Raw genomic sequence first — 12,526 nt, 5'->3', positions numbered from 1 at the left:
GCCGGAGCATGCGCTCTCGCCGGGTCTTTTTTTGTCCGCAAAAAAGCCGGATTTTTGCGTAAATAAGACTTGCATTTCGGGTCACATTCAACAATAATGCAAATACGAATCATTCTCAACTGAGACAAAGAAAGCCACCCATGCACAGCTCAAAACCAGCCATGATCCAGGACGCCGCCACCGCCCATGTTCGCCCGCCCGTCAGCATGGCGCAGCCGGCCCGCCGCATCACCAGCGAAGCGCTGCTGCAGCAGGGCCGCGAAGTGGAAATCGAACATAGCGGCAAGATTTACCGCTTGCGCGTCACCCAGCTGAACAAGCTGATCCTCACTGCCTGAGCCAGCCCCGGCCGGCCCGGCAGCCTGCCCGATTCCGCAAGCCAGTTGCGCGCCCCGGCGCGCCCGCCAGCGACACTACCGCACAGGAGCGTTTGATGGCGAACGACCGTATCGACACAATGTTGGCGACCCATGAGCAGCAGCCCGAGCTGATGCTGTCCAACGTGCTGCACCTGATGTCGCACTATCACGCCGACGCGGCGTGTCCGAAACTGGCGTCGGTGATCGAACGCCACCTGCGCGTGCTGTCCGGCCTGCCCAACCTGGCGCCGGTATTGCAGGCGACCTGCCAGCAACTGTCGCAGCAATGGGCCAGCCTGGTCGAGGTCAAACCCGCCCAGCCGGCCAAGGGCAGCTTGCTCGAACGCCTGGACCGCCTGGTCAACCCCAAGCGTACGCTGCCCCTGGCGCAATAAGCGCCACCCGCCTTGCCCCACTCCAGCCCTACAGGAAACCGCCATGTGTGACAAAGACACCGCCCTGCCCGTCATCAGCAATTGTTCCGCCGCCCAGGCCGATGCGGCCGCGCTCACCTCGCGCCGCCGGCGCCTGTGGGAGCTGTCGCATACCTGTCATTGTCCACTGGTTGGCGTCGGCCTGCCGCTTGGCTACCTGCGCAAACTGGTCGGCAAGATGACGGGCGGGCGCGTGCTGGCCGACGACTACGAAGTGCACGTCGGCGCGGTCACCGAATGCGGCGCGCGCAACCGCCTGTCCGAAGCGCTGCAAAAGGAACTCGAACGCCGCTACGCCCCGGTGATCCTGCGCTTTCGCGGCGCCAAGACGAAAGAGCAAGTAGCCCAGCTGTGGCGCACCGCGGTGGCCAATGGCGACGTTTCCGGCGCCTTCTGGGCCGGCCTGACCCATCCGCGCTGCGATGCGGAACTCGAAGAACAGATGTGCCGCGACCTGCACATGATCCAGCACCAGGCCGGCGCCTGCGTGCGCGCCGACATGGGAAAATTCACGGCCTTGCAGGAAGAAAATGCGCGCCTGGCGCAGGAGCTGTCGCGGCTGCAGCTGCGCGGCCAGGCCATGCTGCAGGAAAAGACGGGCGAGCTGGAACGCCAGGAAGCGCTGCTGCTGCGCACGCGGGCCGAGTCGATCGGCAAGGACAGCGTGATCGACGCCTTGCGCGCGGAGCTGGCGCAGCTGCAATCGGCCATCCCGGCGCTGGAATCGCGCACGCGGCTGGTCGAACGCCTGGCGCAAATGGATGAACGCGAAAAAGACTTGCGCCAGCAAATCATCGAGTTGAAGCAGGTCCAGGTGAAACCCGTTTCGCCCGTGCCGGCGCCGGCGCCCAGGCTGGAGGCGCCCATTGGCGGCAAGCTGAAAATGCCGATCCGCCTGGTCGACCAGAGCGTGCTGTGCGTCGGCGGGCGCAGCGGCAATGTGGCCACCTACCGCGCCCTGATCGAACGGGTCGGCGCGCAGTTTGCCCACCACGACGGCGGCCTGGAAGACAATGCCAACCTGCTCGATTCGAGTCTGGCGGCGGCCGACCTGGTGATTTGCCAGACCGGCTGCATCAGCCACAGCGCCTACTGGCGCGTGAAAGATTATTGCAAGCGCACCGGCAAGCGTTGCGTGTTTATCGACAACCCCAGCATTTCCAGCCTGGCGCGCGGGCTGCAGGAAGTAAGCGGCGAGCTGGAGCCGGCCGCCCAGCACGCCATCGAAGACTGATCAACTCAGGCGCGCAGTTCGCGCTCGATGGCATCGGCCAGGATGGCGTCGTCCGGCGTGGTGTCGGGTGCGAAGCGTCCCACCACCCGGCCATCCTTGCTGATCAAAAATTTCTCGAAATTCCACAGCACATCTTCGGGTTTTTCTTGCTTGATGCCGTAGCCGGCCAGCTTGGCGCGGAAGTCGCTGCCCGGTTTTTCCTCGGCACGTGGCTGGGCGGCCACCAGCTGCCGGTACAGCGGATGCTGGCCAGGCCCCTTGACGACAATTTTCTCGAACATCGGAAAGCGCACACTGAACTTGCTGGTGCAAAAGTCGGCAATCTCGGCGTTGCTGCCAGGCTCCTGCGCACCGAATTCATTGGCCGGAAAGCCCAGCACCACCAGGCCCTCGGCCTCTTTTTCTTCATGCAACTTTTCCAGTCCTTCGTACTGCGGCGTCAGGCCGCAGGCCGAGGCCACGTTGACCACCAGCAGCACCTTGCCACGGTAGGCGGCCAGGCTGGTCGCCTCGCCGTTGATCAGGTTGACGGGAATCGTCTCGATATGCTCGCTCATGCTGCCTCCTCGGTGCAAACAGCCATGATAGCCTGCCGGCTCAATACACGTCGCGGCGGTAGCGCCCCTGCGCCGCCAGCGCATCCAGGGCCGGGCGGCCCAGCATCTCGTCGAGCGCCTGGTCGACGCCGCCGGCCATGCCGGCCAGGCTGCCGCATATATAGATGGCCGCGCCCTGCGCCAGCCACTGCAGCACTTCATCGGCATTGCCGCGCAGGCGGTCCTGCACATACAGGCGCTGTTCCTGGTCGCGTGAAAACACCAGGTCCAGCCGTGGCAGGTCGCCGCTGGCGTGCCAGGCTTGCAGTTCGTCCAGATAATGCGCGTCATGGGCGGCATTGCGCTCGCCAAAGATCAGCCAGTTGCGGCGTTGCCCCGCCAGCACCCGGCTTTTCAGGTGGCCGCGCAGGCCGGCAATGCCGCTGCCGTTGCCGATCAAAATCAAGGGCCGCTGCGCATTGTCTTCCAGGCGGAAACGCCGATGCTGGCGCAGCCGCAGTTGCACCAGTTCGCCAGGCCGGGCCGCCTGCGTCAGCCAGCCGGAAGCGACGCCCAGGCTGCCGTCGGAATGGCTGTGCTGGCGCACCAGCAAGTGCACGCGGCCTTCCTGCGGTATCGAGGCGATCGAATACTCACGCGGCTTCGACGGGTCGGCTGGCGCGGCCAGCTGCACCAGGTCGCCCGACTGCCAGTCGGGCAAGACGCCGCTGGCGGGCGCCAGCTCCACGTGATAGATCGGGCCGCCGGCGCTGCCGGGATTGAGCAGGCGCCGCTCGAGCAAGCGCCAGTCGTCGAAGGCAGGCGCGCTCCAGTCGGGCGCGTCGCTGGTGCCGGCCAGGTGGCTCAGCTGCTGGAACCACGCGCCAATGGCGGCGCTGGCGCTGCGGTCGACCTCGATGCGCTCGAACAGGCTGGACGCGCCCTGCCCGGCCAGCCAGGCATCCAATGCGCGGCCAAAGCCGCAATACTGGCTGTAGCTGCGGTCGCCCAGCGCCAGCACGCCGTAGTGCAATTGCGGCAGGGACAGCGCGCCCGTCATCAGCCGGCCGATAAAGGTGGCGGCGTTGTCGGGCGCATCGCCTTCGCCATAGGTGCTGACGAGAAACAGCGCACGCTCGGCCTGCTGCAGGTCCTGCGCCGTCACTTCAGCCAGCGCGCACACGCGCACGGCAACCCCGGCCAGCTGCAGGCTGTGCGCCGTCTGCGTGGCCAGCTCTTCGGCGTTGCCGGTCTGGCTGGCATAGGCCACCAGCCAGGCGGGATTGCCGCCCAGCGCGGCCTTGGCGGCCGCGGCGGCGCGGCGTTTGCCGCGCGCCCGCATCCAGGGCGCCAGGCAGACGCCGGCATAACTGAGAGACAGGCCGGCCAGCAGCAACAGCCGCGTCGTATCGTGGGTAAAAATCATGGAATCTTCAGTCGTCAAGCAGGGCCAGCAAGGCGCTGCTCAGGAATTCTTGATAAGCGTGGCCATCGCGCTGCACGAAGCGGGCCGCCAGGCCCTGCTGTTCGGCCAGCGCCATGCCAGCCTCGCTGCCCAACACCGTCAGGGCGGTGGACCAGGCGTCGGCCGCCATGCACTGCGCATGCACCACGGTCACCGAGGCAAGATGGTTGCTGATCGGCATGCCGCTGCGCGGATCGATGGTATGGGCGTAGCGCACGCTGCCATCGTGAAAGAAGCGGCGGTAATCGCCCGAGGTGGCGACCGACAAACCATGCAGCGCCAGCATCATTTCCGCCGGATGCAGCGCGGCATCAGCGCCGTCGACCTGCTCGAGCATGACCCACCACGGCTGGCCGTCGGGTTTGCAGCCGGCGCCGCGCAATTCGCCGCCAACTTCGACCAGGTAATGTTCGACGCCCTGGCTGTCGAGATAGCGCGCCAGCCGGTCCACCGCATAGCCTTTGGCAACGGATGACAGGTCGAGCTGCACGCCGCCGGGCTGGCGCACGCGGCGCGAGGCGGCATCGAACTCAACATGATTGTGTTGCGACAATAACTGCCGCACGGTCGCCGCATCGGGCGCCTGGAAACCGGGCTGGTCATGGCGCTGTTCGGCGCCAAAGCCCCAGGCATTGACCAGCGCGCCGGCGCACGGATCATAGGCGCCGCCGCTGGCCTGCGACACCTGCAGCGCAAACTCGAGCACTTCGCCAAAGGCGGCCGGCAGCTGCTGCCAGCGGCCAGGCGCGGCGCGGTTGAAGCGCCCAAGGTCGGAATCAAGCTGCCAGTGGCTCATCTGCGCCACCACCAGGTCCAGCTGCTGCTGCAAGCCTTGCCGCAAGTCGGCGCTGGCGGCGCGGCCCGGCATGTGGGTGTCGACCAGGCGCACCGACCAGCTGGTGCCCATGGTCAAGCCATGCAACTCGCGGATCGCCGCGCCAGGCGGCGGCGCGCGATCGTTCAGGTGCAGCGGCAACAATACCCGGCGCACCATTTACTCCGGCAACACTTCCACCGTGGCCGCATAGGTCATGCGGCGCTCGGGCATGGCTGGCGGCTGGCCGGCTACCGGTGGCGTGGCCGCTGGCCAGCTGCTGTTGACGTAGTACATGCCGGCGGCCGGCACCGTGAAGGTGATTTCGCCCTTGGCGTCGGTGTTCTGGCGAATTTCGCCGAGCACGCCACGGTAGCGCACGCCACCTGGCACCAGGCTGAAGGCCTGGTTGGCGGCCGGTTTGCCATCGATCAGGAAACGCCAGGTGGCTTTCTCGCCAGCGCGCAGGTCGTTCGGATGCGTGACCGGCACCAGTTCCAGGCCCACGCCGGTCGGCTTGAACACCTCCGTGCTGGTTTCGGCATTGCTGAAGAATGTTTCCAGGCGGCTGGCGGTGCGCGTGACTTTCACGTCCTGGGCGTCGGCCGGCAGGTCTTTCTTGAAGGTCTCCTCGTTGCCCCGGAAGCGCTTCTGCTCGCCGTTGAGCTTGTAGCTGGCCATCACGTTCTGCGACACGATGGCCGCTTTATAGGTGCCCGGTTTTTCCATCTTGACGTCGAACACGCTGCGCAGGCGGCCCGTGATGGCGTTCGCCGGCGTCACCTTGGCGCCGTCCGGGCCGGTCACGACCAGGGCGTCGAGGCGCAGCGGCTGGTGGTCGATCTCGAACAGGCCTTCGGAGATGGCGGCATCCACCGTCACCCAGGCATCCTTGCTTTCCACCATCGTGCTCGACGGCACCATCCACGGACGGTGGGCGTGGGCGTTCAGTGCCAGGCCGGCCAGGGCCAGCGCGATCAGCGGTTTGTTCAGTTGCTTCAACATGATGGGAGCGCCTTAAGGTTTGAGTTGGACGACGACGTTACCGAGTTCTTCCTTGCCTTTGGCAGGAACGGACTGGGCCGACTTCGGCGGCCACTGGAACGGCACGCGCACCAGTTCGCGGCCACCGGCTTCGCGCGCCGCTTCCACCACCAGCTGGTATTCGCCGGCCGGCAGCTTGTCGAGCACGGCTTTCGAGCCGGGGAACGTCAGGTTGTGTTCGCCAGGTGCGCGCGTGGCGCCGCTGACGCCATCGACCGGCATGGCCAGGTCGCGGCCGCTTTTGCGCCACCACGAACGCATGTCCTTGAGCCACTTCTCGCCCGCCTTGTCCTTTTTCTTCACGTCGTACAGCACTGCCAGGTTGCCGACCACTTTCTGGTCGGCCGATTCCAGCCAGGCAGCCACGTAAGGGCGGTGGTATTCCGCTACATTCAGTTGCGGGATTTCAAGCTTGAGGGCCAGGTCGGCCGCCATCGCCGAGGTGCCGATCAGGGGAAGACCGAGCGCAAGGGAGTAGCGTAATTTCATGGTGTGCCTGTCAAAGTAAGGAAGAAAAAAATATCAGTGGATAAACAGCAGCGCGATCGCGCAGGGGATCAAAATACCGAGGCCGACCATCGGCCAGGTGAACGGCCGGTTGCTTGCGTGGAACTTCAAAATCAATAGCCCGGTCAGGCAGAACACGATGCACAGTCCGGCAAAAATATCGATGAACCAGAACCAGGCCTGGCCCGTATTGCGGCCCTTGTGCACATCGTTAAGCCAGGAAATCCAGCCACGGTCCGTCAACTCGTATTCGGCGGCGCCGTCTTCGAGACCGATGCGCACCCAGGCGTCGCCGCCGGCCTTGGGCATCGGCAAATACACTTCATCGACACTCCATTCGGCCGGACGCCCGCCCGCATTGAGCGACCACTGCTGTTTCAGCCAGCGCTCGGCGGCCGTCGGCATGGGTGCGTTGGCACCGTCGTGCCGTTCGGCATAGGCGGCCAGTTCGGTGACCAGCGGCGCGGGCAGCTGCGCCTTCTGGCGTGAGATGACGGGTTTGGCTTCGATCTGGCTGGCGTGGTTCAGGGTAATGCCGGTAATGGCAAATAAGAACATGCCCAGCAGGCACAGTGCCGAGCTGATCCAGTGCCATTGATGCAATTGTTTCAACCACACGGCGCGGCTGGCGTTGCTGCGTGACACGTCAGCTTGCTTCATTCATATCCTTCAAAGGGGAGTTGCAACAATCATTATCCAACAAATGATAATGATTATCATTTATTAAGTCAATATCGCCCAGGCACTTGAACAACAACGTTTTGTAACAACTTTGAAACATGGCGCGCTGGCGGCGAGCTGCCCGCAAAGTACGCTGTCGAACAGAGCAAGTGCTGTGTGCGGCCTATGCTGTTGTTCAGGACAACCACAAACGGAGCACACCATGACTTCCTACACCAGTGAACAGATCGTCACCATTGCCGACAAGATCAAAAGCGTCAAATTCGGCATGTTCACCACCAGCGACGACACGCGCACCTTGACCAGCCGCCCGCTGACCCAGCAGCAAGTCGACGACCAGGGCCAGATCTGGTTTTTCGTCACGGACGAGGCAGCCTATACGCGCGACCTGCTGAACAATCCGCAAGTGAACGTCAGCTTCGCCGAGCCGGGCGACAGCCTGTATGTCTCGGTCTGCGGCCGCGCCGAATTGCTGAAGGACCGCGCCAAGGCCGAAGAGTTGTGGAATCCCATTGTCAAGGCCTGGTTCCCGGGCGGCCTCGACGATCCGCACCTCTCCTTGATCAAGGTGACCATCCAGTCGGCCGAATACTGGGATAGCGACGCGAGCAAGATGCGCCAGTTCTTTGAAATGGCCAAGGCTGCCATTACGGGCGACACGCCGAAAGACCTGGGCGAACACGGCCGCATCGACCTGTAATTATTTTTACCCGGGTTTTATTGACTTTTATTTTAATCCGGGTAAAATCATCTGCCTATACCAAGGAGGCAGCATGAACCTATTCCCCCTCACCGCCTTTGCCGGCAAGCGCAAAGTTGCCGCCGGCAACTTGCATGCCGTGGCGCAAACGCTCAAGGAACTCGTCACCCACGAGCCTGACGCGCAGATCCTGATCTTCAATGACGACAATGGCCAGCAGGTCGACCTGAACCTGCATGGCAGCCTGGCCGAGGTCCTGCAGCGCCTGCCGCGTGCACCGGTAGCGGTGGAAGAAGCCGTCGCGCCTGTCACGCCTGTCGCGCCACGCACGGCAGGCCGGCCGAAGCTGGGCGTGGTGGCGCGTGAAATCACCTTGCTGCCGCGCCATTGGGAATGGCTGGCGACGCAGCCGGGCGGCGCGTCGGTGGCCTTGCGCAAACTGGTGGAGCATGCACAGCGCGACAACAAGGCGCTTGATGAACAGCGGCAGGCGCGTGAAACGGCCTACCGCGTGATGAGCGCGCTGGCCGGTGATGAAGCGGGATTCGAAGAAGCCAGCCGCGCCCTGTTTGCAGGCCAGCGTGACGCCTTCATGGCGCAGGCGCAAACCTGGCCAGCCGATGTGCGCGAGCATGTGCTGCGGCTCGCGCAAGCGGCCTGGAGCAACGGCTAAACGCCGGTGCTGCCGGTGGTGTCGGGCGCATCGTCAGCGCTTTGCCGGCTCTGGCCGGCATTGCCGCCCTGGTGCTGGCGTGGCAGCCGGTCGGCGCGCCGTACTTCGCCGATGGAAAACAGATCGTCGCCAATGTCGAGTCCGCGCTCACTGTCGACCAGCACGAAGTTCTCGCCTTGCTGGGCGTGGCTTTGCAGGTTGCCGCTCTGCGTTCCGCCATCCTGCTGATTGCCAGCCTGGTGCGCCGGCTCCGGTGAAATTTTCTGCGACATGTCAACCTCCATCAGTGATGTGCTGCATGATTGCAACCTTTCCAGCATAGTCCACGGCAGCACTGTCAGACATAGGAAGTTATCAGATCACGGTGTAGGATTCATCCTACACCGTTAAAAAAACAGGCGGCGCCAAGGCCGCCTGCTGTGTCAAGCTACAGTCCGGTCATCAGCCGCCGCGGCCGCCACTGCCGCCGGACGAACCCGAGCCCGATCCAGAGCCACCGCTTTGCTTGTTGCCATCGTTTTTATGGCTCTGGCTGCCGGCGCGGCGTGCCTCTTCCGACGTGAACTCATGGGCCGTGCCTTTTTCATGCGCGGCACGGCCGCCTTCGCTGGCGATTTCACGCTGCTGTGCCGGGTCCATGGAAGCAAACCCGCGTTTGCTGGTATCGCTTTGCTTGTTGCCGCCGCCGCTACCGCTGCTGCTGCCGGCGTTGCCGCCGCTGGCTTTGCCGCCTTGCTGACCTTGTTTATTGTCACTCGATGTGGCCATGATCATCTCCTTGATCGTTAGTAATGTCGGGTGTGGAACCATGCATATGCATGGGAGCAGTCATCTTAGTGCGTGATCGGGCCACTCAAAATAGGAGTATGACAAGCCGATATGTAGGAACATTCCGGCCTGCGGTGGCGTGGTTACTATTGGTTTTTGATCGACGGTACCAGACACTCAAGCGTATCCGGCCCCTGCCCCGGCACGCGAAAAATAGCCGCGTCCGCTGTCACGTAGACCAGCTCGCCAGGCAAGGGCTTGAGCGCATGGCCGCCCGTAAATGCGCCGAACGACGGCAGGATGGCGCGCCGCGGTCCCAGCAAAAAACACGGCAGGCGCACCGTCTCGCGCGCGGCGCGCAAATGAAATACGGGATGGACATGGCCGGCCAGCACATAGCCGTCGGTTTCCAGGTGCGGGTGATGGCATAGCGCAAACGGCCCCACCCGGTGCGGTTCGTCCACCATCGTGATGCCGAGGCTGGCCGGCGGATCGCCCGCCTGCAGGTCGTGGTTACCGCGCACCAGGGTCAAGCGCAAGTGCGCATGGCGCACACGCCACGCCTGCATGGCGGCCAGGGTGGCCGGCGCATGCGCGGCCTTGGCGTGCAAAAAATCGCCCAGGAACACGATTTCCTCGCAAACATGTGCAGCAAGCAAGTGCGACAAGGCCTGCAGGTTCTCGGTGGTGGTGCCACGGGGCACCGGCACGCCCAGCGAGCGAAACGCCGTGGCCTTGCCGAAATGGATGTCGGCCACGATCAGCATCTTGCGCGCCGGCCAGTACATGGCCTTGCTGGCCAGCAGCCACAGCGTTTCGCCGGCCAGTTCAACGATGCTATGGCTCATGCAGCCGCTTTCTCCAGTTCTCGCACCAGGCGCGCCACCCGGTCCGACAGTTTTTCGGTGGTGAGCTTTTCGCGGAAGCGCTCGACCATCAGGCCGAAGGCAAACGGCGAGGCACGCGTCAAGGCTTGCACGCTCAGGGTGCGCTGATGCAGCTCGCGCAAGGTGGCGCGCAAGCGCGTCAGTTCCAGTTCCTGCTCCAGCACTTCGCGCTGCGCCTGCGTCAGCAGCAGGTTGCCGGCGTCATGCTTGCGGAACACTTCGAAGAACAGCGAGGACGAGGCCTGCAACTGGCGCGTGCTTTTCGGCTGGCCCGGATAGCCCTGGAACACCAGGCCGGCAATGCGGGCGATTTCGCGAAAACGCCGCTGCGACAATTCCGTCGCGTTCAGGCTGGCCAGCACGTCTTCCAGCAGATTGTCGAGGCTGAACAGCGGCACGGCGCCGCCCGTCTCAAAGGAAAACAGCGGCGCAAAATCGATATCGTCGGCCCCCAGCAATTCAAAACCGTAGTCGTTGACGGCGATCGACAAGGTGGCCGCTTGCACGCGTGCAATCCGGTACGCCAGCAGGGACGCCAGCCCCAGGTGCACCGAGCGGCCCGCGAACGGATACAAAAACAGATGATGGCCTTCGCGGCTGGCCAGGGTTTCCACCAGCAGGCTGGCGCGCGTGGGCAGGCTGGACCATTTTTGCTGGATCGCCAGCAAGGGCGCCAGCGCGCGCATTTCCGGCCCCGTCACCTGGCCATCCTGCGCCTGCTGCAACTGGTCGAGCACGGCATGCGCCAGTTCCGACGACAGCGGCATCTTGCCGCCCTGCCAGCGCGGCACGGCGCCCCGGCTGCCGGTGGCGCGGCGCACATAGGCCGTCATTTCATGCACGCGCACGAATTCCAGGATGCGTCCGCCAAACAGGAAATGGTCGCCCTGTTTTAAACGCGAAATAAACGATTCCTCGATGCTGCCGATCTTGCCGCCGCTCATGTATTTCACCTGGATCGACGATTCGGAGACGATCGTGCCGATGCTCATGCGGTGGCGCCGCGCCAGCGCCGCGTCCGGCACACGGTACACGCCCTGTTCGTCCGGCAGCACCCGGCGGTATTCGGGATACACGGTGAGGCTCTGGCCGCCGCGCGTCACGAAATCGAGCGCCCACTGCCACTCCTGCGGCGTCAATTGCCGGTAGGACCAGGCGGTGCGCACTTCTTCGTAAAGTTCTTCCGACCGGAAGCCGCCGCCGAGCGCGATCGTCACCAGGTGCTGCACCAGCACATCGAGCGGCTTGTCGGGCACGGGCCGCGCTTCGAGCTGGCCTTGCGCCAGCGCCTGGCGCGCGCCGGCCGCTTCCAGCAATTCCAGGCTGTTGGTAGGCACCAGGGTCACGCGCGACACCCTTCCCGGCGCGTGGCCGCTGCGCCCGGCCCGCTGCACCAGGCGCGCGATGCCTTTCGCGCTGCCGATCTGCAATACCCGCTCGACCGGCAAGAAATCCACGCCCAGGTCCAGGCTGGAAGTGCACACCACGGCCTTCAAGGTGCCCGCCTTCAGGCTCTGCTCGACCCACTCGCGCACTTCGCGCGCCAGCGAGCCATGGTGCAAGGCGATCAGCCCGGCCCAGTCCGGCCGCGCATCGATCAGGTGCTGATACCAGAGCTCGGCCTGCGAGCGTGTATTGGTAAACACCAGGGTGGTGGCGCTGCCCTCGATTTCCGCAATCAAGGGCTGCAGCATCTGGATGCCCAGGTGGCCGCCCCAGGGAAAACGCGTGGGATTGAGCGGGATCAGACTGTCGACCACGATGCGCTTGCGCACCTTGCCCTCGACCAGCACGCCGCTGTTGTGTTCACCAAGCAGCACATCCTGCGCCTGGCGCAAGTTGCCCAGGGTGGCCGACACGCCCCAGGTGATCAGTTCCGGATTCCAGCGCCGCAAGCGCGCCAGCGCCAGCTGCACCTGCACGCCGCGCTTGCTGCCCAGCAGCTCATGCCATTCGTCGACGATCACCGTTTCTAGCAGGTTGAAGCGCTCATGGGCATTGGCCTGCGACAGCATCAGCGACAGGCTCTCGGGGGTCGTCACCAGCACGTCGGGCCAGGCTTTCGACTGGCGCGCGCGCTGGGCCGCGCTGGTGTCGCCGGTGCGCGCCTCGATGCGCCAGCCGGGCGCCAGGGCTTCGCCCGAGGCTTGCAGCGCACGCACGGTATCGGCCGCCAGCGCGCGCATCGGCGTGATCCATACCACGCGCAGGCCCTGCTTGCGGCTGTTGCGCACCAGCCGACTTGAACGCAGCAAGGCGCCGAACCAGACGGCATAGGTCTTGCCGGAACCGGTGCTGGCGTGCAGCAAGCCGGGCTGGCCGGCAGCCGCCGCGCGCCAGACCGCACGCTGGAACGCAAACACGGTCCAGCCCCTGGCCGCAAACCAGTCGTCGATGCGCTGCGCCAGCGCGGATTTGCTCACA

The 12,526-nt window shown here is 64.5% G+C and carries 15 protein-coding genes; 5 read left to right on the top strand and 10 right to left on the bottom strand.

Features of this window, described 5'->3' with window-relative positions; translation table 11 throughout:
• Window positions 1–140: 140 nt before the first annotated feature.
• From hemP to ASR47_RS24680, 3 genes are all read left to right on the top strand, one after another.
• The gene (gene hemP / locus ASR47_RS24690; protein WP_065310447.1) at window positions 141–338 is read left to right on the top strand and encodes a hemin uptake protein HemP; all 198 of its coding nucleotides are present in this window, start codon (window positions 141–143) and stop codon (window positions 336–338) included.
• A 95-nt stretch (window positions 339–433) separates the two neighbouring features.
• Complete coding sequence (locus ASR47_RS24685) at window positions 434–754, top strand: hypothetical protein (protein WP_065310446.1); 321 nt, start codon at window positions 434–436, stop codon at window positions 752–754.
• 43 nt (window positions 755–797) lie between these two features.
• The gene (locus tag ASR47_RS24680) at window positions 798–2,027 is read left to right on the top strand and encodes a DUF2325 domain-containing protein (protein ID WP_082989159.1); all 1,230 of its coding nucleotides are present in this window, start codon (window positions 798–800) and stop codon (window positions 2,025–2,027) included.
• A 5-nt stretch (window positions 2,028–2,032) separates the two neighbouring features.
• On the opposite strand, the gene ASR47_RS24675 is transcribed toward ASR47_RS24680, so the two are convergent.
• The 6 genes from ASR47_RS24675 to ASR47_RS24650 are packed head-to-tail and all read right to left on the bottom strand — an operon-like array spanning window position 2,033 to window position 7,053.
• A complete protein-coding gene (locus ASR47_RS24675) occupies window positions 2,033–2,584 on the bottom strand; it encodes a glutathione peroxidase (protein ID WP_065310445.1) in 552 nt (183 codons plus the stop codon).
• A 40-nt stretch (window positions 2,585–2,624) separates the two neighbouring features.
• On the bottom strand, window positions 2,625–3,989 hold the full coding sequence (locus ASR47_RS24670) for a sulfite reductase subunit alpha (protein WP_065310444.1): 1,365 nt from the start codon (window positions 3,987–3,989) through the stop codon (window positions 2,625–2,627).
• A 7-nt stretch (window positions 3,990–3,996) separates the two neighbouring features.
• Entirely contained in the window at window positions 3,997–5,019 is a 1,023-nt protein-coding gene (locus ASR47_RS24665) for an FAD:protein FMN transferase (protein WP_082989179.1), read from the bottom strand.
• A 3-nt stretch (window positions 5,020–5,022) separates the two neighbouring features.
• Window positions 5,023–5,847, bottom strand: coding sequence for a DUF4198 domain-containing protein (locus ASR47_RS24660; RefSeq protein WP_065310442.1), 825 nt, complete (start codon window positions 5,845–5,847; stop codon window positions 5,023–5,025).
• A 12-nt stretch (window positions 5,848–5,859) separates the two neighbouring features.
• On the bottom strand, window positions 5,860–6,375 hold the full coding sequence (locus tag ASR47_RS24655; RefSeq protein ID WP_065310441.1) for a DUF2271 domain-containing protein: 516 nt from the start codon (window positions 6,373–6,375) through the stop codon (window positions 5,860–5,862).
• A gap of 33 nt (window positions 6,376–6,408) precedes the next feature.
• Window positions 6,409–7,053: a PepSY-associated TM helix domain-containing protein gene (locus tag ASR47_RS24650; protein ID WP_065310440.1), complete on the bottom strand. Its 645-nt coding sequence runs from the start codon at window positions 7,051–7,053 to the stop codon at window positions 6,409–6,411.
• A gap of 223 nt (window positions 7,054–7,276) precedes the next feature.
• Here ASR47_RS24650 and ASR47_RS24645 point away from each other — a divergent pair, with 223 nt between their 5' ends.
• Window positions 7,277–7,774, top strand: a complete 498-nt coding sequence (locus ASR47_RS24645) for a pyridoxamine 5'-phosphate oxidase family protein (protein WP_065310439.1) — start codon at window positions 7,277–7,279, stop codon at window positions 7,772–7,774.
• Between the two features lie 73 nt (window positions 7,775–7,847).
• A complete protein-coding gene (locus tag ASR47_RS24640) occupies window positions 7,848–8,447 on the top strand; it encodes a DUF2239 family protein (protein WP_065310438.1) in 600 nt (199 codons plus the stop codon).
• On the opposite strand, the gene ASR47_RS24635 is transcribed toward ASR47_RS24640, so the two are convergent.
• The 4 genes from ASR47_RS24635 to ASR47_RS24620 form a co-directional block, all read right to left on the bottom strand.
• The gene (locus ASR47_RS24635; RefSeq protein ID WP_065310437.1) at window positions 8,444–8,719 is read right to left on the bottom strand and encodes a hypothetical protein; all 276 of its coding nucleotides are present in this window, start codon (window positions 8,717–8,719) and stop codon (window positions 8,444–8,446) included. The genes ASR47_RS24640 and ASR47_RS24635 overlap by 4 nt on opposite strands.
• A 169-nt stretch (window positions 8,720–8,888) precedes the next feature.
• Window positions 8,889–9,215, bottom strand: coding sequence for a KGG domain-containing protein (locus ASR47_RS24630; RefSeq protein ID WP_065310719.1), 327 nt, complete (start codon window positions 9,213–9,215; stop codon window positions 8,889–8,891).
• Between the two features lie 146 nt (window positions 9,216–9,361).
• Window positions 9,362–10,063, bottom strand: coding sequence for a ligase-associated DNA damage response endonuclease PdeM (gene pdeM, locus ASR47_RS24625; RefSeq protein WP_065310436.1), 702 nt, complete (start codon window positions 10,061–10,063; stop codon window positions 9,362–9,364).
• Complete coding sequence (locus ASR47_RS24620) at window positions 10,060–12,525, bottom strand: ligase-associated DNA damage response DEXH box helicase (RefSeq protein ID WP_065310435.1); 2,466 nt, start codon at window positions 12,523–12,525, stop codon at window positions 10,060–10,062. Before ASR47_RS24620 ends, pdeM begins: the two co-directional genes overlap by 4 nt.
• Between the last annotated feature and the right edge of the window lies 1 nt (window position 12,526).

Origin of the sequence: Janthinobacterium psychrotolerans, assembly GCF_001677885.1 — a bacterium.
Classification (GTDB): Bacteria; Pseudomonadota; Gammaproteobacteria; order Burkholderiales; family Burkholderiaceae_D; genus Janthinobacterium; species Janthinobacterium psychrotolerans.
This window is presented reverse-complemented; position numbering and strand designations above follow the sequence as displayed.